This window comes from Oceanibacterium hippocampi (assembly GCF_900172325.1).
GTDB lineage: Bacteria > Pseudomonadota > Alphaproteobacteria > Sneathiellales > Sneathiellaceae > Oceanibacterium > Oceanibacterium hippocampi.
Genome location: NZ_FWFR01000002.1, coordinates 867,019 through 891,996 on the forward strand (window position 1 = coordinate 867,019; position 24,978 = coordinate 891,996).

21 protein-coding genes are annotated in these 24,978 nt (G+C 64.7%); 10 read left to right on the forward strand and 11 right to left on the reverse strand.

Going from position 1 to position 24,978, the window contains the following annotated elements:
* Positions 1 to 37: 37 nt before the first annotated feature.
* From OCH7691_RS15055 to OCH7691_RS15075, 5 genes are all read right to left on the reverse strand, one after another.
* Positions 38 to 1,225: an acetate/propionate family kinase gene (locus OCH7691_RS15055; protein WP_085884347.1), complete on the reverse strand. Its 1,188-nt coding sequence runs from the start codon at positions 1,223 to 1,225 to the stop codon at positions 38 to 40.
* Complete coding sequence (locus tag OCH7691_RS15060; protein WP_085884348.1) at positions 1,222 to 2,625, reverse strand: bifunctional enoyl-CoA hydratase/phosphate acetyltransferase; 1,404 nt, start codon at positions 2,623 to 2,625, stop codon at positions 1,222 to 1,224. Before OCH7691_RS15060 ends, OCH7691_RS15055 begins: the two co-directional genes overlap by 4 nt.
* Positions 2,626 to 2,704: 79 nt before the next feature.
* A complete protein-coding gene (locus OCH7691_RS15065) occupies positions 2,705 to 2,986 on the reverse strand; it encodes a hypothetical protein (protein ID WP_085884349.1) in 282 nt (93 codons plus the stop codon).
* A 68-nt stretch (positions 2,987 to 3,054) separates the two neighbouring features.
* Positions 3,055 to 3,819, reverse strand: a complete 765-nt coding sequence (gene fabI, locus OCH7691_RS15070) for an enoyl-ACP reductase FabI (RefSeq protein ID WP_085884350.1) — start codon at positions 3,817 to 3,819, stop codon at positions 3,055 to 3,057.
* A 176-nt stretch (positions 3,820 to 3,995) separates the two neighbouring features.
* A complete protein-coding gene (locus OCH7691_RS15075; RefSeq protein WP_085884351.1) occupies positions 3,996 to 5,906 on the reverse strand; it encodes a PHA/PHB synthase family protein in 1,911 nt (636 codons plus the stop codon).
* A 469-nt stretch (positions 5,907 to 6,375) separates the two neighbouring features.
* Between OCH7691_RS15075 and OCH7691_RS15080 the strand changes: the two genes are divergently transcribed.
* From OCH7691_RS15080 to OCH7691_RS15090, 3 genes are read left to right on the forward strand one after another with little or no spacing between them, the layout of a single operon-like run.
* The gene (locus OCH7691_RS15080) at positions 6,376 to 7,413 is read left to right on the forward strand and encodes an NAD(P)-dependent oxidoreductase (RefSeq protein ID WP_370853121.1); all 1,038 of its coding nucleotides are present in this window, start codon (positions 6,376 to 6,378) and stop codon (positions 7,411 to 7,413) included.
* Between the two features lie 8 nt (positions 7,414 to 7,421).
* Positions 7,422 to 8,177, forward strand: coding sequence for a class II aldolase and adducin N-terminal domain-containing protein (locus OCH7691_RS15085; RefSeq protein WP_085884353.1), 756 nt, complete (start codon positions 7,422 to 7,424; stop codon positions 8,175 to 8,177).
* Positions 8,178 to 8,199: 22 nt separating this feature from the next.
* On the forward strand, positions 8,200 to 9,351 hold the full coding sequence (locus OCH7691_RS15090) for a TauD/TfdA family dioxygenase (RefSeq protein WP_085884354.1): 1,152 nt from the start codon (positions 8,200 to 8,202) through the stop codon (positions 9,349 to 9,351).
* A 95-nt stretch (positions 9,352 to 9,446) separates the two neighbouring features.
* On the opposite strand, the gene OCH7691_RS15095 is transcribed toward OCH7691_RS15090, so the two are convergent.
* The 4 genes from OCH7691_RS15095 to OCH7691_RS15110 all read right to left on the reverse strand — a co-directional run bounded on the left by OCH7691_RS15095 (position 9,447) and on the right by OCH7691_RS15110 (position 14,666).
* The gene (locus OCH7691_RS15095; protein WP_085884355.1) at positions 9,447 to 10,298 is read right to left on the reverse strand and encodes a HalD/BesD family halogenase; all 852 of its coding nucleotides are present in this window, start codon (positions 10,296 to 10,298) and stop codon (positions 9,447 to 9,449) included.
* A gap of 63 nt (positions 10,299 to 10,361) precedes the next feature.
* Positions 10,362 to 11,792 carry an aldehyde dehydrogenase family protein gene (locus tag OCH7691_RS15100; protein ID WP_085884356.1) on the reverse strand — a complete coding sequence of 477 codons (1,431 nt, stop codon included), beginning with the start codon at positions 11,790 to 11,792 and terminating at the stop codon, positions 10,362 to 10,364.
* A 17-nt stretch (positions 11,793 to 11,809) separates the two neighbouring features.
* On the reverse strand, positions 11,810 to 13,018 hold the full coding sequence (locus tag OCH7691_RS15105) for a mandelate racemase/muconate lactonizing enzyme family protein (RefSeq protein ID WP_085884357.1): 1,209 nt from the start codon (positions 13,016 to 13,018) through the stop codon (positions 11,810 to 11,812).
* A complete protein-coding gene (locus tag OCH7691_RS15110; RefSeq protein ID WP_085884358.1) occupies positions 13,008 to 14,666 on the reverse strand; it encodes a GMC family oxidoreductase in 1,659 nt (552 codons plus the stop codon). The genes OCH7691_RS15105 and OCH7691_RS15110 overlap by 11 nt, the downstream gene beginning before the upstream one ends.
* 191 nt (positions 14,667 to 14,857) lie before the next feature.
* Between OCH7691_RS15110 and OCH7691_RS15115 the strand changes: the two genes are divergently transcribed.
* On the forward strand, positions 14,858 to 15,763 hold the full coding sequence (locus OCH7691_RS15115) for a LysR substrate-binding domain-containing protein (protein WP_085884359.1): 906 nt from the start codon (positions 14,858 to 14,860) through the stop codon (positions 15,761 to 15,763).
* Between the two features lie 320 nt (positions 15,764 to 16,083).
* Positions 16,084 to 17,319: a Vgb family protein gene (locus OCH7691_RS15120; protein ID WP_085884360.1), complete on the forward strand. Its 1,236-nt coding sequence runs from the start codon at positions 16,084 to 16,086 to the stop codon at positions 17,317 to 17,319.
* A 259-nt stretch (positions 17,320 to 17,578) separates the two neighbouring features.
* Here the strand turns inward: OCH7691_RS15120 and OCH7691_RS15125 are convergent, their stop codons facing one another.
* Both OCH7691_RS15125 and OCH7691_RS15130 read right to left on the reverse strand, forming a co-directional pair.
* Positions 17,579 to 18,769, reverse strand: a complete 1,191-nt coding sequence (locus OCH7691_RS15125) for an alanine racemase (protein WP_085884361.1) — start codon at positions 18,767 to 18,769, stop codon at positions 17,579 to 17,581.
* A gap of 18 nt (positions 18,770 to 18,787) precedes the next feature.
* Positions 18,788 to 19,555: a GntR family transcriptional regulator gene (locus tag OCH7691_RS15130; RefSeq protein WP_085884362.1), complete on the reverse strand. Its 768-nt coding sequence runs from the start codon at positions 19,553 to 19,555 to the stop codon at positions 18,788 to 18,790.
* Positions 19,556 to 19,724: 169 nt separating this feature from the next.
* Between OCH7691_RS15130 and OCH7691_RS15135 the strand changes: the two genes are divergently transcribed.
* The 5 genes from OCH7691_RS15135 (at position 19,725) to OCH7691_RS15155 (ending at position 24,943) form a co-directional block, all read left to right on the forward strand.
* Positions 19,725 to 20,843 (forward strand): TRAP transporter substrate-binding protein, encoded by a 1,119-nt coding sequence (locus OCH7691_RS15135; protein WP_085884363.1) that lies wholly within the window; start codon positions 19,725 to 19,727, stop codon positions 20,841 to 20,843.
* 68 nt (positions 20,844 to 20,911) lie between these two features.
* Positions 20,912 to 21,397: a TRAP transporter small permease gene (locus OCH7691_RS15140; protein WP_085884364.1), complete on the forward strand. Its 486-nt coding sequence runs from the start codon at positions 20,912 to 20,914 to the stop codon at positions 21,395 to 21,397.
* Entirely contained in the window at positions 21,398 to 22,675 is a 1,278-nt protein-coding gene (locus OCH7691_RS15145; RefSeq protein WP_085884365.1) for a TRAP transporter large permease, read from the forward strand. It begins immediately after the preceding gene.
* A gap of 39 nt (positions 22,676 to 22,714) precedes the next feature.
* Entirely contained in the window at positions 22,715 to 23,473 is a 759-nt protein-coding gene (locus OCH7691_RS15150; RefSeq protein ID WP_085884366.1) for a class II aldolase/adducin family protein, read from the forward strand.
* A 15-nt stretch (positions 23,474 to 23,488) separates the two neighbouring features.
* The gene (locus tag OCH7691_RS15155) at positions 23,489 to 24,943 is read left to right on the forward strand and encodes an N-acyl-D-amino-acid deacylase family protein (protein WP_085884367.1); all 1,455 of its coding nucleotides are present in this window, start codon (positions 23,489 to 23,491) and stop codon (positions 24,941 to 24,943) included.
* Positions 24,944 to 24,978: the final 35 nt, after the last annotated feature.

Sequence of the window (24,978 nt, forward strand, 5' to 3'; positions counted from 1 at the left end):
CGCGTGCTCCGGGTCGCCATGCCCGTTCCGGCCATTGTCAGGTCCCATCGGATGAAAGCCCTTTCCACAACCTACGCGTGTCGGATGCTATCACGCTCTCCTCGTCCGTCGGGATGACAAACGCGGCGATCGCGCTGCCGGGCGCCGAGATACGGATCGCGTTGGCATCGTTCGCATCATCGTCCAGTCGCAGTCCGAGCCAGCCGAGGCCGGCAGCGATCCGCTTTCTCACGGCGCCGGCCTTCTCCCCGATGCCGGCGGTGAAGACCAGCCCGTCGATCCCGCCCAGCACGGCAGCAAGCGCGCCGATCTCCGATATGGCCCGGTAGGCGAAGAGGTCGACGGCTTCCCGGGCGCGCGGATCGTCGGAGGCGAACAGATCCCGCATGTCGTCGGACAGCTCCGAAACGCCGAGCAGACCGGAGCGCAGGTTCAGCAGGTCGGAGACCTCGTCGAGGCTCATGCCGCGATCACGCAGGAGATGCAGGACCACGCCGGGGTCGAGCGCACCGGGACGGCGCCCCATCATCAGGCCGTCGAGCGCGGTGAAGCCCATGGACGTCGCGACGCTCTTCCGCTTGCGCAGCGCGCACAGACTGGCGCCATGACCGAGATGCGCGACAATGATCCGGCCTTCGGCCCGGCGGCCGGCATGGTGCGGCAACTGCCCGGCGATGTACTGGTAGGAAAGACCGTGGAAGCCGTACCGGATGATACCGTCGTCGGACAGCGCCCGCGGAATGGCAAAAAGCTGGGCAAGACGCGGTTGCGTGCGGTGAAAGGCGGTATCGAAACAGGCAACCTGCGGCAGACCGGGCCGGGCCGCCGCAAGCGCGCGCATGCCGGCCAGGTTGTGCGGCTGATGTTGCGGCGCCAAGGCGGTCAGCGCGCCGAGTTTCTCCATGACGATGTCATCGACGAGCACGGGGGCGGCATATTCCCGCCCGCCGTGCACCACGCGATGCCCCGCCGCAACGAGCCGATTGTCCCTCAGGCCCTTTCCGAGCCAGTCGACGAGCCGTTCGATCAGCACCGCATGGGGTTCGTCCGGCGCGAGTCGACCGAACTCCGCCACCGGCGCACCACCCCTCGCCCAAATCTCGGGGCTCCGGCCGATACCGGTGATCTTGCCAGCGCACACCGGAGGTGCCTCGTCCTGCGCCGGATAGACCGCGAACTTGATCGACGACGAACCGGAATTGAGAACCAGCACAGCCTCGGTCATGGCAGCACGTCCACCTGGCGCCGCACGTAAAGCTGAACGATGGCCGCCGACGCGAGACGGCACAGCATGTCGTCGGCACGGCTGGTCAGCATGATCGGCACGCGGGCCCCGAGCACGACGCCGGCGGCGTCCGCCCCGGCCAGGTAAATCAGTTGCTTGGCGATCATGTTGCCGGCCTCGAGATCGGGGGCGACAAGGATATCGGCATCGCCGGCGACGGCCGAAACGATCCCCTTGGTCTCGGCTGCCGACTTCGAGATCGCGTTGTCGAAGGCCAGCGGCCCGTCGATCAGGGCCCCGGTGATCTGCCCGCGATCCGCCATCTTGCAGAGCGCCGCGGCTTCGACGGTCGAGGTGATCTTCGCGGTCACGGTCTCGACGGCGGACAGCAACGCGACCTTCGGCACCGCGATGCCGAGCGCATGGACGAGGTCGATCGCGTTCTGAACGATATCCCGCTTGTCGTCGAGTGTCGGATAGATGTTGATCGCCGCGTCCGTAATGAACAACGGCTTGGGGTAATGCGGGACATCGAGGCCGTAGATATGGCTCATGCGCCGCTCGGTCCTGATGCCGCGCTCCTTCGCGACCACGGCGCTCATGAACTCGTCGGTATGCAGCTTGCCTTTCATCAGGGCCTCGACGCGGGCCTCCCGGGCCATGGCCACCGCGATCTCCGCCGCCGCGTGACTGTGCGGCGCATCGACGATCTCGGCATCGCCGAGTTCCCGTCCGGCCGCAACGGCTGCCGCCTCGATCTTCGCGCGCGGGCCAACGAGAACGGGCATGATCAGACCCTGAGCCGCTGCCTCCAGTGCGCCCGAAAGCGTCAGCGCATCGCAGGGATGGACGACCGCCGTCCGGACCGGCGCATATTGCCGCGTCGCCTCGATGAGAGCCTTGTAGCGCGCGCCCCGTTCGTGGAGATGAACCTCGGGCAGGACCGCGCGCGGCCGTCGCACCTTCTCGGTCGGCGCCACCACTTCCGCCGTACCCTCGATCACCGTCTCGCCGTCCTGGTTGAGGCAGACACAGTCGAGCAGAAGGCGCTGCTTCTCCGGATTCTTCTCACGTACCGTGACCCGGGCAGTCACGGTATCGCCGAGCCCGACGGGGCGACGGAAACTCATCGACTGATTGAGGTAGATCGTTCCCGGTCCGGGCAGTTCGGTCCCGAGCACGGCGGAAATCAGGGCCCCGCCCCACATCCCGTGCGCGATCACCTTGTGGAACATGTCATTCCGGGCAAAGGCCTCGTCGACATGGGCCGGGTTCACGTCTCCCGACATCACCGCGAAAAGCTCGATGTCCTCACGGTTGAGCGTGCGGGACAGTTCGGCCGACTGTCCGACTTCGATCTCGTCGAAGGTCTTGTTCTCGATATATTGCAAGGGTTGCACTCCGGGCTTTTCCGCAAGACAGGGCACGCGACAGTCGCATCGATCATCTTCGGCGATGGGGGCGGGCGCCGGACGCGGCTCAGGTTTTCGCGGGCCGCTTCCCCGGCTCCCCGCCCCTCGCCTTCGCATCCTCATATTCCTCGGCGAGCACTTCGAGATCGCGGAATGCCTGACCGGCATCGCCGTCGTTCGTGACTTGCGCAACCACCGCCCGGTTGACCGTCAGGTTCCCGTCGCCCCACGGGGTCGTATCGATCTCGAGATCGTCCTGGCCTTCCCGCGACGTGAAACGCTGCTTCACCGCTCCCTTCCCGGTCGGCCGGGTCACATCTGCCTTCCAGTCGAGCTTTTTCCGGGTCATTTCTCCGCGTTTCCTATCTCCGTGACGCCGCCAGACGGGCGGCAATTCGGGTTGCGATGGTCGCTTCCCTACGAAACGACGTGAAAACCGGCATCGACATAGGCGATGTTGCCGCTCACGTTCCGCGACAGGTCGCTCACCAGGCCCATGGCCATGTTCCCGACATCCTCGATGCTGACGAGCCTCTGCGTCGGCGCCCGCTGCCGGGCCTTCTCGATCAATTCATCGAAATGCGCGATACCGGAACCGGCGCGGGTCATGACCGGCCCGGGCGAGATCACGTTCACGCGGATATTCTTCGGCCCCAGTTCGGCCGCGAGATAGCGGGCCGTACCTTCGAGAGCGGATTTGACCGGGCCCATGATGTTGTAGTTCTCGACGACCTTCTCGGCGCCGTAGTAGCTCATGGTGAGCACCGCGCCGCCGTCCTTCATGAGCGGCTCGGCCCGGCGCACCATCCGGATCAGCGAGTGCACGGAGATATCCATGGCACGCGCGAAACCGGCCCTCGAGCAATCGGTCACCCGTCCCTGCAGGTCATCCTTCGGGCAGTACGCGATGGAATGCAGCAGGAAATCGAGCTTTCCCCACCGGCTTTCGATTTCATCGAATACCGCGTCCAGCTCGCCGTCCGCCTCGACATCGAGCGGCGTGAAGATCGATGCGCCGAGCTGTTCGGCAATCGGCTCGACGAACGGCTTCGCCTTGGGCGATCCATAGGTCACGGCGAGTTCCGCCCCGGCCGCCCTGAACACGGCGGCACAGCCGGTCGCGATCGAGCGCTCGTTGGCGATTCCCGTTACCAGGCCCTTCTTGCCTTCAAGCAGCTTCATGGTGTGGTCTCCGGTTCATGGATGGTCGTCATGGGCGTTCCGGGTCTGTCGGACAGACGGAGAACGATCCGCGTGTCCATGATGTCGAGAAGAAGCCCGCCGAGCCCATGGGCCTGTCCCGCCTGATCGGCCGAAGGGCGGGGACGGTGCGTTGCAGCCATAGCAGAACCGCCCGGTCAGTCCTGCAGCACGTAGGTGCCGGGTGCGTCGCAAAGCGGCGGCAGGCCCTTGTCCGGCGCGCCCATGGCCGGCGGGGCCGTCAACCCGCCCGAATGCCCGGCCAGCCAGGGCTGCCAGGCGGTCCACCACGAGCCTTCCCGGCGCGGCACCATCGCCTGCCAGGCCTCCGGGGCGACATACTTGTCGCCGGCATGCTTGGTGGCGACCTGATAGCTCCGGTGCGGGTGGCCGGGCTCGCTGACGATACCGGCATTGTGGCCGCCGCTGGTCAGCAGGAAGGTCACGTCGGTCGCCGGATGCACGGTGATCTTGTAGACCGAGCGCCAGGGTGCGACATGGTCCTTCACCGTTCCCACCGCGAAGATCGGCGTGCGGATGTCGGCAAGGTTGATCGGCCGCCCGTCGACCATGAAGCGACCGGACGCCAGGTCGTTGTCCAGGAACAGGCCACGCAGATATTCGGAATGCATCCGGTAGGGCATGCGGGTCAGGTCCGCGTTCCATGCCATCAGATCGTTCATCCCCTGGCGCTCCCCGAGCAGATACTCGTGCACGAGACGGGACCAGATGAGATCGTTGGAGCGCAGGATCTGGAACGCGCCAGCCATCTGATTGCCATCGAGGTAGCCCTGGTCCCACATCATGTTTTCCAGGAAGGAAACCTCGCTTTCACGAACGAAGAGCGTCAGTTCGCCGGCCTCGGTGAAATCGACCTGCGTGGCAAGCGTCGATATGGTTGCCAGGCGGTCGTCGCCCTCCCGCGCCATCGCGGCGGCGGCGATCGACAGCAGGGTTCCGCCGAGGCAGTAACCGGTCGCGTGGACCTTCTGCCCGGGAACGATCGCGGAGACGGCGTCAATGGCATCCATGACACCGAGACGCCGATAGTCGTCCATGCCGAGTTCGCGGTCCTCGGACGCCGGGTTGCGCCACGAGATCATGAAGACCGTGTGCCCCTGCGCCACCAGGTAGCGGACCAGCGAATTGGCGGGCGAGAGATCCAGGACATAGTATTTCATGATCCAGGCCGGCACGATCAGAACCGGCTCCGGATGGACCTTGTCGGTTGTCGGGGCGTACTGGATCAGCTCGATCAGGTGGTTCCGGTAGACGACCTTGCCCGGCGTGACGGCGATGTCCCTGCCGACCTGGAAGGCGTCCGCGCCGGCCGGTTTCTTGCCGGCGACGGCATTCTGCCAGTCCTCGAAGAGATTCTGCGCACCCTCGAAAAGGTTCATGCCACCTTTCTCCAGGGTGGTCTTCAGGATCTCCGGATTGGTCGCGATGAAATTCGACGGCGCGTAACGGTCGAGCAACTGCCGGACCACGAACGACATCTCCCGCTCGTCCTGCTCCGAGAGGCCGTCAATGTCGGTGGTCGCATTGTGCCACCATTGCTGCATGAGCAGGAACGACTGGTAAATCAGGTTGTAGGGCCATTGCTGCCAGGCTTCGCCGGCGAACCTGCGGTCCTGCGGCAACGGCTCGATGCAGCATCGCGTCTCGGGATGACCCGCGGAATGCCCGGCATACAGGGCGAGACGAGCAAGTTTCCGGCTCGCCTTCTCGACCAGTTCCACCTGCTTTCCCGGCGACAGCGCCAGATGCGAATACCAGTCGAAACAGAGCGCCGCGAGGCCGGCCGGCGACAGACCGCCGGTGAGCCGGGCCAGGTTCGCCTTGAACGCCCGGTCCATGGTTCGCGTGGCGAATTGCCCGGGAAGCGGACGATCGAACGGGACAGCGGCCGACGTCGCCGGGGCAAGTCCCGGCACGTCAGGGATCGTCGGCGCGCGAGACGCGGCGACCTTCGACTGGACCGGAGCAGCCGCGGCCTTATGCGATCCCGCGGCGACGACCGCCCGGCCGCTCCGCTGGCGTACGGGTTTCCTGTTGTTCGTCGACATGTCTTCCGATCTCCTGCGCTGCGATGGCAAACCGTCCGCGAGCGGTGCCTTTGCCGCGCGGCCCGGTGGACGACCAACAGGGCAAGCTTGCCGATGTTTTTGCAGTGCAGCATTGATTCAAATCAGGGCGGCAGACGGAACCGAAACCGGACGGGTCGGGCGCCGGCGGTTCGGGGTCAGCCGGGTCCGGTCGCGGACACAGCCACCAGACCCGGGCGCGCCGGGGAGCCGCATCACGCCGATCGAGCATCAACGCGCGTTCAAACAGCACCATCGCATTCTCCTGCTCTCCGGCGTTGCACAGGAAACAGCCGCAGTTCTCCAGAACGTTGATGTCGCCCGGGCGCGTTTCAGCGCTTGCTCGAAAGCAACCTCGGCCTCGGCGCGGCGCCCGCTGGACATGTGGATGATGCCATGGTGCGTCCGATCGCGATGCTTCAACCGGAATTAGCCCTCAGCGCACAAACGCATCGTTTCTCACGCGCGGCGATTCTTGCGACGCTCGAAGCGACGAAACCGATGCGACGGGACAAGGATCATGAAAGTCGGCTTTATCGGCCTTGGGAACGTGGGCGGCAAGCTGGCGGGAAGTCTCCTGCGCAACGGCATTGACGTGACGGTTCTGGACAAGAAGCCCGAACTGGTTGCGGCGTTCGCGAAACGCGGCGCGACCCCGGCGACCGACGCCGCCGGGCTGATGCGCGACTGCGATGTCCTCATCACCTGTCTGCCGTCACCCGCCGCCTCCTCCGCGGTGATGGCCGAGATGCTGCCCGAGATCCGGCCGGGCAAGGTCTGGCTCGAGATGTCCACCACCGACGATAGCGAGATCCGGCGCCTCGCCACGCTGGTCGAAGCGAGAGGCGGCACCGCCGTCGATTGCCCGGTCTCGGGGGGATGCCACCGGGCGGACACCGGCAACATCTCGATCTTCGCAGGCTGCGATCGCCCGACCTTCGAGCGCGTGCTGCCGCTGCTCAAGCGCCTTGGCCGCCGGATCCTGCATACCGGGCCGGTCGGCACGGCCTCGGTGCTGAAGGTGGTGACGAACTACCTCGCCACCGCGAATCTCGTCTCGGTCTGCGAGGCGCTGGTCACCTCCAAGGCCGCCGGGATGGACATGAACACTGCCTACGAGGCGATCAAGATTTCCTCCGGCACCTCCTTCGTGCATGAGACCGAAGGCCAGGTGATCCTGAACGGCTCACGCGACATCTCCTTCACCATGGACCTCGTGTCCAAGGATATCGGCCTCTTCCAGGCCATCGCCGACCGCGCCGGGGTACCGCTGGAAATTTCTCCTCTGCTCAACGAGATTTTCCGGGACGGGCAGCACCGTTACGGCCCGCGCGAGTTGTCGCCCAACATCATCCGCCGCCTTGAAGACGCCACGGGGCTGGAGATCCGGGCCCCCGGCTTTCCCGCCGAAATGGTCGACGACGAACCCGAGGAACCGGGCTACGAGGTGGTTCCGACCGGGATCGGGCGACCCGCGGCGGCGGAGTGAGCCGGACCATGAGCTTCCACGGCCCCGCCCGAAACCTTACCCATTGGCAGGAACGTTCCGATCTCGCCGCCGCCTTCCGCTGGACCGCACGACTGGACATGCACGAGGGGGTCGCGAACCATTTCAGTCTCGCGATCGACGATGCCGGCTCGAAATTCCTGATCAACCCGAACCAGGTGCATTTCTCGCGGATCAAGGCATCCAGCCTGCTGCTGCTGGACGCCAACGACCCGAACGCGCTGGACCGCCCGGACGCACCCGACCCGACGGCCTGGGGGCTGCATGGTTCGGTTCACCGGCGCTGTCCGCACACCCGCTGTGTCATGCATGCGCATTCGGTCTTCGCCACTGTCCTGGCCTCGCTGGCCGACAGCACGCTGCCGCCGATCGACCAGAATACCGCCACGTTCTACGATCGCGTGGTCATCGACGACCAGTTCGGCGGGCTTGCCTTCGAGGAAGAGGGCGAGCGTTGCGCCGCCATGCTGAGCGACCCGCGCAAGAAGGTCATGGTCATGGGCAACCACGGCGTGCTCGTCCTGGGGGCCAGCGTCGGCGATGCCTTCAACCGGCTCTACTATTTCGAGCGCGCGGCCGAGATCTACATCCGCGCCCTCCAGACCGGCCAGCCGCTGCGGCTCCTGCCCCATGCTGTCGCGGAGAAAACCGCGCGCGAGCTGGAAGACTACCCCGGACAGGCGGCGGCGCACATGGCCGCGATCCGGGAGATCCTCGACCAGGAGAATTCCGACTACGCAAGCTGAACGTCCGCAGGGAAGCCGAGAGATGAGCGAACGTCCGATCACCCTGACCGATACAGGCGCAAGCGTCCCACTGGCGAACGGGCTCGCCTATTTCAACTATTGCTGGCTTCGCGACGCCTGCCCGAGCTGCATCGACGGCCAGACCCGCGAGCGCATCTTCGACGTCGCCTCCCTGCCCGGTCTACCCCGCGCCCGGGCGGCACGGATCGAGGGCGAGGCGCTCGTGATCGACTGGCAGGCCGAAACGCAGGTCAGTCGCATCCCGCTGGACCTGCTGGAGACCTTTGCCACCCGGGGCCGGGCCGAGGATCCCGCCGACCTGCCGCGCCGGCTGTGGTATGCCGATCAGGCGCCGAGATTCACCCGCGTTCCGCAGGCGGCGGTGCTGAACGATCCGCATGCCAGGGCCCGGCTGACCCGCGCGCTCATCGAGGATGGCATCGCCATCGTTACCGACATGGCCGGCGACGGGGACAGCCTGCCCCGGCTGGTGCAGGCCATCGGCCCGATCACGCCGTCGGCAGAGGGGCTTTTCTTCGACGTCCGTGTCGAGCTCGCACCGACGAACCTCGCCTACACCGCTGGCCCGCTGGAGATGCATACCGACCTGCCCGGCGAAGAGGCCGCGCCTGGCGTGCAATTCCTGCATTGTCTCGAAAACAGCGTGGAGGGCGGCCTGTCCCTGTTTCTTGACGGGGCCGCGGTGGCCGAGGCGTTGCACGAAGAGGACCCCGACGCCTTTCGCCTGCTGGCAGACAACAAGATTCCCTTCTTCTATCGCCACGACAACTGGGATTATCGCGCCTACCAGCGGGTGATCGAGACCGACCCCGAGGGCCGCGTGACCGGGGTGACGATCTCCCAGCACCTTCAGGACACGATGGACCTGCCGCAGGTCCTGCTCGACAGCTATTACCCGGCTATCATCAGGTTCCTGAAGATGCTCCATGAGGACCGCTTCCTCGTGCGCTTCCGCTCCGAGGCGGGCAATTGCGTGATCTTCGACAACCATCGCATCGTGCATGGCCGCGAAGGCTACGTCGCCGACAGCGGCAAACGCCACCTTCGCGGCTGCTACACCGACCGGGGGGCCCTGCGCAGCACCTATCGCGTGCTGGCAAAGCAGGGCTTTGACGGTGCGTGCGAGGAGATATCGCAGATGATACCGGCCTGACCTCTCGCCACGAAAGCTGCGGCACAAGAGCCCGCGGAGACTCAAGCACGACACGCTCCGGACGGCGATCCGGGCGCTGCGAATGCCGGCCCCGATCAGTCGATCAGCGAGTCGGCGCGCTGCCCGGCCCGTTCGTGATGGACTGGCAGCGTGCGTCCGTAAAGCTGGCGGGTGCGTTCGACGCTGCCGACCATGCCCGGTGCATCGACATATGAAAAGATCGCAACATAGCGGGGTGTCGGACCTTCCAGCGGCGCAACGCGGTGCAACGAATACCGCCCCTTGAACAACTGCAGATCGCCCGGCTGGAGTTCGAGCGAAACGACCCTGTCCGAGGTTCCGTCGAGGACCCTCGCAACATCCTCGAAGTGCTCGTCGAGGCTGTCACGGATCATCGGCGCATATTCGAACGTGCCGCCACGGTCGGCATTCTGCAGCGCCAGAGTGACGGTGAAATTGTTGGTGTCGAAATGCCAGGGAAATCCGTTGCCTTCGCCGGCGGCATTCACGATCACGTCCGCCAGCGGGTCAGCATAGCGGAAGAAGCGGTCTGGCGATTCCCGCAGGCACTCCCGGATGAAATCGTCGAAGCCATCGCAATCGAACACCGTTCGCAATGCGCCGGCGGGCCGGAAGTTGTCGGCCGGGACAAATGCGTTGGAGCGGTCGAAGAACCTCCGTCGCGGGTCGGATTCGGGAAGGCTGAAGTCTTCGGCGGTGAAATAGGCGTTGGTGCGGGAATAGCTGCGGTGCCCCTTGTCGGCGACGCCGTCGGCCTCGGCCACCGCGGCCGCGATACCGGCGGGTGTCAGGAAGCCCTTCAGCACCGCGCATCCCCGACGATCGAGCGCTTCACGGGCATCCGCAAGGATCGCGTCGCGGGCCGGCCCGGGTGTCGAGATCGGATAGGTCTCGAGATCGATCAGATCATTGGCAAAGAGTTTCATGGCTCGGCTCTCTCGAAGGGTGCCCTCAATCCCGGCCAACGTCGGCGGTCCGGATCGGGACCGTCAGGGCGCGAAGGGCGGACGCACCTTGATCTCCTGGTAATCCTCCAACCCGAGAATCCCGCCTTCGCGCCCGTTACCGGATTTCTTGTAACCGCCGAAGGGCGAGCCGTAGCCCGGCCCGCGCCCGTTCACCGCGATCACGCCGGCGCGCAGCCTGTCGCCGACGCGCCGCGCCCGCTCGGCATCGCCGGTCTGCACGAAGGCGGCCAGGCCATAGTCGGTGTCGTTGGCGATACGGATGGCCTCGTCCTCGGTGTCGAAGGGCATCATCACCAGCACAGGACCAAAGATCTCCTCGCGGGCGATACGCATGTCGTTTGTCACGTCGGCAAAGATCGTCGGGCGGACGAACCATCCCTGCTCCAGCCCCTCCGGCTTGCCCGGACCGCCGGCGAGCAGGGTTGCGCCCTCCGCGATGCCCGCCTTTATCATTGCCTGCACCCGGTCATACTGAATGCGGTCGAACAGGGGGCCGATATGGTCGCCCTCCAATGCCGGGTCGCCCACCTTCTGCGCCTCGGCGGCGGCCCTGGCCAGTTCCAGCGCCCGGTCGTAGCAGGATCGCTCGACCAGCATCCGGGTGGGCGCATTGCAGGACTGCCCGGTGTTGTCGAAGCATTCGGCCACGCCCTCGGCGATGCGCCTTTCGAGATCGCAATCGGCGAAGACGAGGTTGGGGGACTTGCCGCCCAGTTCCAGCGTCACGCGCTTGACCCCCTCGGCGGCATTGCGCGACACGTTGACGCCGGCGCGGGTCGAGCCCGTGAACGACACCATCGCCACATCCGGGTGACGCGACAGCGCCGCCCCGACCGTGGGCCCGTCGCCGTGAACGAGGTTGAAGACACCGGCCGGACAGCCCGCCTCATGAACGATCTCGGCATAGATATTGGCCGACAGCGGCGTGTGCTCGGAGGGCTTGAGCACGCAGGTCGCGCCGGTGGCCAGCGCCGGGATGACCTTCAGGGCAATCTGGTTGATCGGCCAGTTCCAGGGCGTGATCATGCCGACGACGCCGATGGGCTCGCGCGTGAGGATGTCGCCGTTGGGCAGGGTCTCTTCCTCGTCCAGCGCCTCCAGCGCCTCGATGAAGGACTCTAGATGGCCGATGCCGCTCTCGGCCTGCACGTCATGGGACATCGTGGCGGGCGCCCCCATCTCGGCGGTCATGGCACGGGCCAGGTCGCCCTGGCGCCTCCTGGTCAGGTCGAGCAGGCGGTGCAACAGCGCCAGCCTTTCCGCCTTCGTCGTGCGCGCGTAACTCTCGAACGCCTCCCTCGCCGCGGCGACGGCGCGGTCCACATCCGCTGCATTGCCGAGCGCAAGCGTGCCGATCCGGCTGTTGCTGGCCGGATTCATGATCGGCAGCGTTTCGGTGCCAACAGGCGAGACCCACTCACCGCCAATGTAGAACCTGTCGAGAATCTGCACCTCGGTCCTTTCGGGTATCAGGGAAGGACGGGTGTCTGCGCCATGGTCAGATGCAGGTCCCCGTCCTTGTAGGGCGATGCGGCGATGGCCGCGTCGTCGAGTTCGATGCCGAGGCCCGGCGCGGTCGGGGGAAGGACATAGCCATCCTCCCAGTCGATCTCGGTCTTGAGACAAGACATGTAGGGACCGTCGAACGTCCCGATGCTTTCAAGGATGAGGAAGTTCGGACTGCAGGCCGCGATCTGGATGTTCGCGGCGGCGACCACCGGCCCGCAATAGAGATGCGGTGCGATCTGCGCCTGCCGGGTCTCGGCCATGCCGGCGATCTTCTTCGCCTCGAGGATGCCGCCGACGCGGCCGAGGTTCATCTGCAGGATCGAGGCGGCCCCTGCCTCGAGCAGCCGGGCAAATTCATGCTTGGTGCAAAGCCTCTCGCCTGCCGCCACCGGGATCGAGGTAAAGCGCGCGATCTCGGCCATGTCGGCGGGGTTCTCCGGCGTCGTCGGCTCCTCGAACCAGAGCGGGTCATAGGGCTCCAGCCGGCGGGCCATGCGCTTGGCGCCCGAGACGGAGAACTGGCCATGGGTGCCGAAGAGCAGGTCGGCGCGGTCGCCAACCGCCTCGCGGATGCGCCTGCAGAACATCTCGGAGCGGGTCAGATCCTCCATCCGGGGCTGGTGCCCGTCGTAGATGGTGTAGGGGCCGGCGGGGTCGAACTTCACGGCGGTGAAGCCCTTGTCGACCATCTGCAATGCGACTTCGGCGGCAAGATCGGGATTGTCGTAGACGCTGGGCGTCCCCGGCGCCGGATAGACGTCGCCTTCGGGCGGATAGAGGTAGGTGTAGCTGCGGAGCCGGTCATGCACCTTGCCCCCGAGCAACTGGTAGACCGGCTGATCCGCCGCCTTGCCGATAATGTCCCAGCAGGCCATCTCGAGCCCGCTGAGCACGCCCATCACGGTCACATCGGGCCGCTGGGTGAAACCCGCGCCGTAGCTTTGCCGCCAGAGTTTCTCGACGTGGTGCGGATCGGCGTCCGCGAAGTGGCGGGCGAACATGTCGACCGCCATGGCGGCGCACAGATCGGGCCCGAAGGTCGCGTTGTAGATCTCGCCCACGCCGGAAATGCCGCAGGCCGTGGTCAGGCGGACAAAGATGAAGTACCGCCCGCCGTGTCGCGGTGGCGGATTGCCGAAGACGAAGGTTTCGATGGTCTCAAGGCGCATGGATGAGAACCCTTTCGTGGTCTCTGGTCGCTGCATCTTCGAGGATCATATCGGCAGCCCGCGTCGCCAGCATCATTGTCGGCGCATTGGTGTTGCCCGAGGTGACATTCGGAAAGGCGGAACTGTCGACCACCCGCAACCCTGACAATCCGTGCACGCGGAGCCGCGCGTCGAGCACCGAGTCCCCCGGCCCGCGCCCCATCCGGCAGGTCGAGGTCGGGTGAAAGACGGTCGAGGCACGGGCCCGGAAATCCTCCATCAGCGCATTCGGATCGGTCAGGCCGGGATCCGGCGCCAGCCGCTCGCGGGTTACCCCGGCCAGCGCCGGCGCCGCGGCCAGCCGGTCGATGATCCGCAGCGCTCGCCGGGCGCCTGCCCGGTCATGCTCGGTCGCCAGGGAATTGGGCCGGATGAGCGGCGCGTCCTTCGGATCGGCCGACCGGATGGCGATGTCGCCCCGGCTGTCCGGGCGACAGAGTTGCGCGCTGAGCAGGTAGCCCGGTTCGCGATCGGGCACCGGGCGTCCATCGGCCGCGCTGCCGTAGGACAGTGGATTGCAGTAGATCTGCATGTCCGGCTCGGCGCACGCCGGATCGCTCCTCAGGTAGCCGCCGACCTGATTGACCGGAACGCCGAGCGGCCCGCGCCGGGTCGCGACATAACGCAACCCGGCGAACAGGCGCGGGCGCATGCGTCCCAGGATGTTGTTCAATGTCGGAGCCGTGGCGCGAAAGACATGCGAAATCGCCAGATGGTCCTGGAGTCCGCGCCCGACCTCCCCGAGATCGTGCAGGACCGGGATCCCGTGCCGACGGAGCAGAGCGGGCGGACCGATACCCGACAGTTGCAGCAGCTTCGGCGAGTTGATGGCCCCGGCACAGAGGATCACCTCGCGCCCGGCACGGACGTCGAGAACGTCGCCGCCGGTCCGAAAGCGCAGCCCGGTGGCTCGTCGGCCGTCGAATGTTACCTGTTCGACCGTCGCGCGGGTCACGACCCGCAGGTTCCCGCGCCGCCGGGCGGGAGCGAGAAAGGCATCCGCCGCTGAACATCGCAAGCCGTGACGCACGGTGCTCCGATAATAGCCCACGCCTTCGCCCGTGACGGTACTGAGATCCGTGCAACAGGCCCATCCGCATGCCTCCGCGGCGGCGAGGAAGCGTTCGGAGAACGGGTCCATTTGGTCGCTCAGATCGCTGACCGGAAGAAGCCCCTCACCCCGCTGGCGTGGCCGGCCGTCGGCGTCGCGCTCCAGGTGCCGTTCCATTCGTTCATAGACGGGGCGGACAGCCTGCCAGGACCATCCCTCGGCACCGGCGCGTTCCCAATCGTCGAAGTCATGCGGCAGACCGCGCATGTAGGCCATGGCATTGATCGAGCTCGACCCGCCGATCACCTTGCCGCGCGGCCAGTAGATGACGCGTCCGTTCAGCCCGGCATCCGGTTCGGCGTGGTAGTTCCAGTTCAGGCGCGGGTTCGCGAAGTTGACGCCATAGCCGATGGGCACCTTGATCCAGAACTGCCGGTCGGAGCCCCCTGCCTCGAGCAACAGCACCCGCGTGCGGCCATCCCGGGTCAGCCGTTCCACGAGCGCGCAGCCAGCCGAACCGGCACCCACAACGATGTAATCGTACGATGTCTGATCCATGCCGCGACGGTCCCGTGTGGTACAGCGGATGTGATCTCAGCCGGGCTGCCGTTGCAAGCAACCGCTTTTGTGCCTCAGGGGCGGTTCATTTTGACGCTTTCTGACATACAAACCGCCGGCAACTCCTGCAGAATGGCCGGCATGAGGCGCCGGCCGGCCGGCGCGCGTAACGCCACAGGTGCCCCATCCGAATGCCCCATGTGACATGGCTCAGAGCCTTCGAGGCCGCGGCGCGCCACAGCAGCTTCTCCGATGCCGCGGCGGAGTTGAACCTGACCCCGGCAGCTGTCAGCCAGCAGATCCGCCTGCTCGAACGGCACCTGGGTATCCAGTTGTTCCGGCGTCTGCCACGCGGCGTCGCGCTGACCGACATGGGGCAGGCCTACGCCCTGCCGATCCGCAAGTCCTTTACCGAGATACAGGACGCGACGGAGGGCCTTTTCACCGTCCGGCGCAGGCGCAAGGTCGGGATTCGCGCCTCGATCAGCTATGCGACGCTGATCCTCGCCCCGCGGCTGAAAGCCTTTCACGACCTCCATCCCGATATCGAGCTCTCCCTGTCGACGGCGGTCTGGTCCGACCGGATGGACAACGAGACGATCGACCTCGACATCCGATACGGGACCGGCCATTGGGATGAGCCCGAGATCCGGAAGCTCGGCGACGAGGTCGCCACCGTCGTCTGTCACCCCGACCATTTGCGGTCCTTCGGCACGAAGCCGCGGGTTCAGGAGCTGCTGGCGGCCGGCATCGTGCCCGTGCTCGGTTCCGAGGTTGAATGGAGTCGGCTCTCGGAGCGTTTCGGGCTGGACTATCCCGAGCCCCCGGTATGGCTGAAGGCCGATTCATCGCTGATCGCGCTGCAGACGATCGCGGCCGGTTTCGGCGCGGCCCTGATCCACGAGAGCTTTGCCCGGCCGTTCATGGACCGCGGGATCCTGTGTTCACCGTTCGAATACCGCCTGCCGATCCGGGAGGCCTACTACCTCGTGATGCGGGGTGCTGTCGCCGATCGCGATGAGGTCGAGGCATTCCGCAACTGGCTGATAGGCACGGAAGCGGCCGAGCGGGACCGGAACGCGGATACGGGAACCTAGGGCAACGCGGGCTGCTCGATCCCTGCATCGTCCGATCCCTCACCCGGGGCAGGCTCGCCCGTTCCGGAGGAGCACCGGGCAGCGCGGAAGAGTCGCGCGCCGCACCCGGCCGGCGCGCAACTTGTCGGGAAAGTGACGCCGGTGCAATCTCGGGCCTCGAAACCGCTCCAACAGGCGAATGTCGGGCAAGAGCTGGATCGCGACGGCTCAACTCTGCGTTATCGTCAGGCGAGCCGCCACGGATCCCCTTGAACCGTATCTGCGGCAGGCGGAAGATGGCGGCGACTACATTATCGGATCATTCTCACTGGTGGAACGTCATGCTCAGGCTGTTTCTCTTGACTGGAATCGTGGCATTTGCTGTCGCCCGGGGTCCGGCCAGCGCCGCCGGGCTTCCCGAGGGCGAGGGCCGCGATGTGGTCGAGGCTATATGCACCGCCTGCCACGGCACCAACCAGATCATGCGCAGTTCCGGCTATACCGCTGACGATTGGCGCGAGCTGATCGGGACGATGATCGATCTGTCCGGCGGCCCGGAAGAGCAGCGCCAGATCGTCGGGTATCTCGCGACGCACTTCCCGCCGAACGAGCGGCGCACGGCGACGCTGGTCCCCGGCGACGTGGAGATCGCCTTTACCGAATGGGTGGTGCCGACGCTCGGCCAGCGCGCCCGGGATCCGGTCGAGGCTTCCGACGGATCGATATGGTGGGTCGGCCAATGGGGAAATCTCGTCGGCCGCATCGATCCTGAAACCGGCGCCATGACGGAATACCCGCTGCCGGGAGAGGCCAGGCCGCACAGCGTCACGCTCGATGGCGTCGGCAATGCCTGGTACACCGGCAATGGTGACGGCACGATCGGCAAGCTCGACGCGGCGACCGGCGAGATCACTGTCTACCCTATGCCCGATCCGGCGGCGCGCGATCCGCATACCGCCGAGTTCGACCATGACGGGATCCTCTGGTTCACCCTGCAGCAGAGCAACATGATCGGCCGGCTGGACCCGGCGACCGGCAACGTCAAGCTGGTCTCGCCCAAGACCCCCGGGGCGCGGCCCTACGGCATCAAGATCGACAGTGACGGCGTGCCCTGGGTCGCCTGCAACGGCAGCAACTGCCTGCTCAGGGTCGATCCGGCGACAATGGAAGTGACCGAGATCGAACTGCCGTTGCCGGACAGCACCGTTCGCCGTCTCGACATCGCCGAAGACGGGATGATCTGGTACGTCAATTCACGCAAGGGCCGGCTCGGCCGTTACGACCCCGGGACCGGCAAGATCGACGAATGGCCATCGCCGAGCGGGCCGGACTCGCACCCCTACGCGATCGCCGTCGTCGACGGTATCGTCTGGTACAACGAGTCGGGCGTGCGGCCGGATGCGCTGGTCCGCTTCGATCCACGCGATGAGACCTTCCAGAGCTGGGCCGTCCCCTCGGGCAACGTCCATGCCGGCATCGTCCGCCACATGCGCCGGACCGCGGACGGCGATCTCCTGATCCATCAGTCGAGCACCAATCGCATCATCCGTGTGTCGCTGCCGGATGTGTTGAACTAGCGTTCCGGATACGGTCCGCTGAGCAAGGCATCAGTATCCGGCTGGAGCAATCGGACGAACGCGCGATTTCTGCCTCGACGAGAGAACGCGCGCCCGGGAAACGCCGAATTGCCCAACGACCTGCCATGAGCGGCGGCGCCGGTATCGTTCCGCGACCGCACGGTCTGCGCGAACAGCCCTATGACGCCCGGCCCGGTAAATCAGGCCGTGGCGGCCAGTATTCACCGTCGCCGGGCTTCGCCGGCTCCCTGGCCTTCGCTTACGATCCGGCTGAAAGCTTCACCCGCTCTGAACCCGTCAGCGGGGCATCCCACCAGCCGTTCAGCCTGTCCCAGCGTGCTTCGATCTCGCCGCGGCGGTTCGTCACCCAGTAGTGACCGTATCCGGCGGCCGTGATGCAGGCATGGTTCGGCAAGATCCGCAACTTCATCCCGATCGGGAAGCGGTCGAAATCGGGGCGACCGCTGGCACTGGCAACAAGTCCATGTTCCTGGTGTACTTCGCTGACGAACAATCCGTCGAACTGTCTTCCCCTGGCATCGCAGACGCGGCCGTACCCGACATCACGCAGGAAACGCTGACCGCCCGTATCCTTGGAAAGGGCCAGTGCACCGGCATCAATCAGAATACGTCCGCTGCGCGGATTATGACCGATGACACTGCAGATCACGGAAAGCGCCAGATCGGCCACCTGGCAGGATTCGATTCCGACCTGGTCAAGATCATTGAACATGTAGACGCCGGGTCGCATTTCCGTCAGTCCCTCGAAATCGTCAGCTGCGACCGCAGTCGGGGTCGAGCCTGCGCTGACGACGGGGCATGGAATACCTGCGGCGCGCAACCGTTGGGCGGCCCGGGTTACCGCCAGGCGTTCCTCGACGGCAATATCCCGCACTTTCTCCAGCCCGCGCACGCCGTAGGAATGTCCACCGTGGGTCATGACCCCCGCAAGGGTCAGGTATGGCGATTGCGCGATCGCCTGCGCCAGGGTGATGAGTTCCGGCGCCTCCGGATCGAGCCCGCCTCGCAAACCGCCACAATCGATCTCGATCATGAGGCGGAAATGGCACTTCATTTGCCCTGCCTTGTTGGCCAGTCCGGTAACGCATGCCAGGCTGTCGGTAATCAGGGTCATTGTCGTTCCCTGATTCTGCAACGAGGCGACTTCAGCCGCCTTGTCGGGCACCATCCCCACCGCATAGAGAATATCGCTGAAGCCGCCGAGGGCGAAGTACCGCGCCTCGGCAAGGGTCGAAACGGTAATGGCGCCCGAATGCCCTTCGGTTGCGCGACGGGCCACGTCGATCGACTTCGCCGTCTTGAGATGAGGACGAAGGGAAATACCCTTCTCGGCCATGCGCGCCGACATCCTTCGGCAATTCGCTTCGAGAATTTCGCGATCGAGAAGGAGCGCGGGCGTTAGAACGTCAGCGACGCTTTCTGGGGTCATTTTTCACCTGGTAGGTTTCTAGTCCGCGTCTGTCCGCTTGGCCCAGGGCCAGACAATCTCGTCCTCCCCGTCCTGCGAGGCCGCTTTTCGGGAGCGAAGGTTCATTTTCTCCAGCAGATGTATCAGGAAGCCCGTTCCCTCTTCGAAATGAAGGTGCAGTGCCCGCTCGGCTTCCTCCGGGTCATGATCACAGATGGCTTCGACCATCGACTTGTGCTGGCGGGACAGCGCCTCACGCTCCATGAAGCCCGCGCCGACATGGGCCATGTAGAAAAGCACTTGCGACTCGATCATGGCGTAATGGGTCGACAGCAGACCGTGCTTGGCGATCCGGACAATGAGCTTGTGCAGCGCCACGTCGTTTCGGAAGATGACGGCAGCGTCGCGAGTGGCGGTCGATTCAAGCAGATCGTTGAACCGCCCGCGGAGCTCTCCGATCTCCTGATCCGTGATCTTCAGTGCGGCCCTGCGCACCGCCAGGACTTCCAGCGCTTCCCGTAACGTAGCGGTTTCATGCGCACTCTCGGCCGTGATTGGCCGAACGATCACGCCGCGAAAGCTCTCCTGGAGGACCAGTCCTTCCTGCACAAGCTGCTGGAGTGCGGACCGCACCGTCGTTCGACTGAGCCCCAGCATCTCGCCAAGCCTTGCTTCCACAAGCCGCTCACCAGGGCTGAACTCCCCGTTGAGAATGAGCGTTGTGATCGCCTCCTTGCATTTCAGATGCAGCGTTTCCCGAGTGACGTTCAGCGCACACATATCATCCCACTTCCGATCCTCTTTCATCACGATGAAACAACCGGATCTCCGGCGCCAGGTATACGCCGAACCGAGTACCGCTCCACTGGATTCTACGCCCTCTTCCTAACGCGCACACCACACCAGTTGGCCGCGTTGCGCATTGACGAACCGTACATAACATATTGCGGATTGACGATGGTATACAAAAAACCGTATGCAATACACTGTCGTCGCGAGCACCGCCAAGGCGGGCAATGGCTTCCAGCGCCGTATCGCCGCCGTCGACAAGGCAAGAAAACGGGAGAGCACAATGAATAATCTGGGAAGAATCATCGGTATCGTCGGAACAGTGGCTGCGGTCGTCGGCTTGTCGGCGCTGCCGGCCACTGCCCAGGCGGAAACCTATACACTCAAGGTTTCGCACGCGGTCACCGTGACGCACCCCGCACACCGTGCGATGGTGCAGTTCAAGGAAACCGTGGAAGAGAAGTCCGGGGGAAAACTCGAGATCCGGATCTTCCATTCGAGTCAGCTGGCGGGCCAGCGGGAGGGCGTGGAAGGTCTTCAGGCCGGCACGGTGGAGATCACCCTGACGCCGAACGGGGTAATCGCCGGTTTCGACCCGACATTCACGCTGATGGACATCCCCTTCCAGTTCAACAGCATGAAGCATGCCCGTTCCTTCATCGACGCCCAGGGCGACGATCTTCTTCTCGCCAACCTCGACTCGGTCGGACTTGTCGGCCTCGCTGTGTGGGAACAGGGGTTCCGGAATCTCGGAACCGTCGAGTCGCCGATGCAGAGCGTCGAGGATGTCAAGGGCCTAAGACTTCGCACCATGGAGGCGCCGCTCCACATCACTGCATGGCGCAGTCTGGGCGCCAATCCCACCCCGATCGGCTGGGCGCAGGTGTATTCCTCCCTGCAGCAAGGGGTCATCTCGGGTGTGGAGAACCCCAGCTACATCTTCTCCCAAACCCCGATTCACGAGGTCATCAAACATCTGACTCTGACCCGGCACATCTACGACCCGGTGGTCGTGCTTGGCAGCAAGGTGTTCTTTGACAAGCTTCCCGAGGATCTGCGTAGCCTGGTGATCACGACACTCCGCGACATCACCAACGAACAGCGCAAGATGGCAGAGGCCGATGTTGAGAAGGCCGAAACGGTAGACCTGCCCGCCATGGGCGTTCAGGTCTATGAAATCACCGCCGAAAGCCGGGCGAAACTTGCCGATATGGCGCAGGGGCCCGTGCTGGAAGAGATCGCCGCGAAAGTCGGTGCCGATGACCTGAAGCGCTGGCAGGACGCCGTCAGCGCGATGCGGGACTGACAGTGCAGGTTGGCGACCCGTATCGCTGAACCGCGGTACGGGTCCGCCTTTCCGACAAGGAGCTGGCGATGATCAGGATGCTGAACTGGCTGGTCGCGGGCGGGATCGCCACGATCTCCTGCATGCTAATTGCGCAAGTGTTCTTCCGCTACGTGCTCAACTCCTCGCTCTCCTGGACCGAGGAAGTCGGCACTTTCCTGCTGATCTGGGTGGGCGTCCTGGGTGTCGCGAGTGGACTTCGCTCGGAGGACTTCATTGCCTTCACCTTGTTCAGAAGAAGCCGCATCGCAGCAGTTCGCCTGCTCTGCACGATCATATCGTGGCCGAGCACGATCGCTTTCTCGGGTCTCATCGCCTTCTATGGCTGGAATCTTTCCTTCGATCGTGCTTACGGCCCTGTCTCGGCGGCAGCCTCCATCCCGCTCGCCTGGATCTATGCGATCTTCCCGATAGGCGGCGTTCTGATCGCCGCCCTGAGCATAGCCAGGTTCGTCAGAGAACTGTCCGGCAAGGCGCAACAGACGTCGGGCGTCGACAGCGGGAAGGATATCTGAATGTCCATTCTCTCGCTGATGGCAGTTCTGGGAGCGCTCGGGCTGCTGGTATTCGGCGCGCCGATCTGGGTTGTGATCGGCTTGCCCTCGGCCCTCTACATCCTCGTCGACGGCATCCCGCCGGAACTCATTGTTCAGAGGATGTTCAACAGCATGGATCAGTTCCTGCTGTTGGCTTTGCCATTGTTCATGCTGGCTGGCGAGATCATGAATGCCGCCGGCCTCACCCATCGCCTGGTTGAACTTGCCCGGGCGCTCATGGGGCGCATGCGGGCCGGACTGGCGATGGTTAATCTCGGCACCAACCTGATGATGGCCGGGATGTCCGGCTCGGCCCTGGCCGACGCATCCGCCATTGCCACGCTGATGACGCCGCGCATGGCCGAGCACGGCTACCGGCGCTCTTTCGTCGCCGCCATTACTGCTGCGGGTTCGATCGTCGGGCCCATCATTCCACCGAGCGTCGTTTTCATCCTTTACGGCGTGCTTGCGGAAGTATCTGTCATCGATCTCTTCCTGGCCGGGATTGTGCCGGGCTTCCTGATCGTCGTCTTCCAGATGGTCGTCGTCCAGATACAGGCAAGACGGGGCAAGCTGCCCGACGAGCGCCAGATCGACGTACCCCCGCTGCGGCCGTCGCTGATACGGGCGATCCCGGTCCTGATCATGCCGATCGTGATCGTCGGCGGGATCCGGGGCGGCGTCTTCACGCCGATCGAGGGAGCGGCCGTTGCGGTCGGTTATGGCGTCGTCGTCGCCCTGTTCCTTCGGTCACTCAGTTTCGCGGATGCCTACAAGAGCCTATTGCAGGTCGGCAGATCGGTCGGCGAAATCCTGCTGATGATCGCCTCGGCGTCCCTTCTCTCCTGGATCCTCGTCTCGGAGCAGGTGCCCCATTCGATCGCCGGGGTCATGGAAACCGTCACGACCGATCCCTTCGTCCTTCTTCTGGTGATCAACCTGGTATTGCTGCTCGTCGGCATGTTTCTGGACAACTTCGCCGCGATGGTGATCTTCGTCCCCTTCTTCCTGCCCATGATCCAGAAGTACGGCATCGACCCTGTTCATTTCGGGGTCGTTCTCAACGTCAATCTCATGATCGGTGCGATCACGCCGCCGGTAGGACTGTGCCTCTTCGTCACCAGTCGTATCGCCAGGATTCCCTTCGAGGACGCCGCGCGCGAAGTACTTCCCTTTCTCTTCGCCTCGATCGCTGCCTTGCTCGTGATCACCTTCGTGCCCGCACTTTCCCTCACCATTCCGATGCTCTTCAAGTAACGAGCCGTCCCTTAGCCTGATAGATGTGGAGAGAGCCAAATGAATCAGACTTTTCCGCACGGAGTTCGCCGGTTTTCCGATCTAGAATGGGACCTGCGACTGGACCTGGCGGCAGCCTATCGCCTCATTGCGCTGCATGGCATGGATGACGCGATTTTCACGCATATCTCCGTGCGCGTGCCGGCGGAGGAACCGACCTTCCTGATCAATCCCTATGGGAGGATGTTCGAGGAGATCACGGCAAGCAGCCTCGTGAAGATCAATGTCCGTGGCGAACTCATCGACGACGATGGGGCCAAGGTCAACCCGGCGGGCTTCGATATCCACAGCGCGATCCATATGGGTTGTCCCGATGCCCACTGCGTGGTCCACACCCATACCACGGCCGGCATGGCGGTCGCGGCCCTCAAGGAGGGTCTTCTGCCCCTCAACCAGATGGCGCTGCACTTCCATGAACGGATCGCCTCCTATTCCTTCGACACGATCCACTTCAACGATCACGAGAAGAAGCGCCTGATAGAGACGATTGGCGATGCGAAGGCGCTGATCATGGAGAACCATGGCCTGCTCACCTGCGGCCATACCATCGCCAGCGCCTTTCACAGGATGTTCTACCTGGAAAAGGCATGTCAGGTTCAGGTCGCGGCCCTATCCATGGGACGGCCGATTGTCGTGCCCTCCGCCAAGGCTTGCGCCGACGGCGCTGCGCTCTTCGAGCGTCTGGACCAGCAGCCCGTCTCCATGTGGCAGGCCTTCCGGCGCAAGCTCGACCGAGAGCAACCAGACTATGCGAGTTGAGACCGGAGCTGCGAGATGACCGATTCCCAGAGCTCTCCCTCACCGGCCGATATCCTGATACGAGACGCACTGATCGTCGATGGGACGGGCGCGCCCGCGCGCCTTGGAGACCTGGCGATAAAGGATGATCGCATCCTCGCGATCGGAGAACTCGGCGACTGCGCTGCCGGACGGATAATCGACGCGCGGGGCCTGGTTCTCGCGCCGGGCTTCATCGATGTGCATACCCACGACGATCGCGCGGTGCTGGCTGATCCGCAGATGGCATGCAAGGTCAGCCAGGGTGTCACCACCGTCATCGTCGGCAATTGCGGGATCAGCCTGTCGCCCCTGGTGTCATCCGGCCCGCCGCCCCCGCCTCTCGACCTCCTGTCACCAGACAGAAACGAGTTCTTCGACAGTTTCAGCAGTTATGCGGCTCGGCTGGAGGCCGACCCCGCCGCGGTCAATGTTGCGGCGCTAGTCGGACATTCAACGCTGCGGGTCGGCGTGATGGACGCTCTCGACCGAACCGCGAGCGGCAAGGAAATCGCGGCAATGCGCGGCCTCCTCGAAGAGGCGCTCGCATCGGGGGCGATCGGCCTCAGCACCGGTTTGTTCTACCCGACCGCGCGCGCGGCGGAGACCGAAGAGGTCATCGAACTGTCGAGGGCAATGGCCGGCGGGCAAGGTATCCACACGACCCATATGCGGGACGAGGCGGACGGTGTCGAGGAAGCGCTCGAGGAGACGTTCCTGATCGGACGGTCGGCCGAGGTCCCGGTGATCATCTCGCACCACAAGTGCATGGGGGCGAAGAACTATGGCCGGTCGCATGCGACGCTCGCTCGAATTGCCGCGGCCATGGGCCGACAGGACGTGGGGCTCGACGTCTACCCCTATTCCGCGGCGTCAACGATCCTCAACTCCGAACTGGTGGCGATGAGTGCGCGGGTCCTCGTTTCCTGGTCGACACCCCATCCGGAACTGGCCGGCAAGCCGCTGGACGAGATCGCGGCGGCATGGCAGGTCGATGTCGACGAAGCGATCGGGCGCCTCTCTCCCGCCGGCGGCATCTACTTCGTCATGGACGAAGCGGACGTGAAGCGGATCCTCGCATTCCCGAATACGGTCGTCGGTTCGGACGGACTGCCGCACGATCGACACCCGCATCCCCGCCTGTGGGGCACCTTTCCGCGCGTGCTCGGACGCTACGTGCGTGAGGATGCTCTGCTGACGCTCGAGGATGCCGTGCGGAAGATGAGCGGACTGTCCGCCCGGTATTTCGGGCTCGAGGGACGCGGCGAGTTGAAAGCGGGGAATTACGCGGATCTTGTATTGTTCGACCGCGATGAAGTGATCGATCTTGCGACCTTCGAGCGCCCGGACCGTCCCTCGGCCGGGATTCATCGGGTCATGGTGAACGGTCGCGAGGTCTGGAATCGGGGTGCCACGACAGGTGAACGTCCGGGCCGTTTGCTGGGTCGTTGAAACGCCGCGCGCCGATACTGCGTTCATTGGCAGCG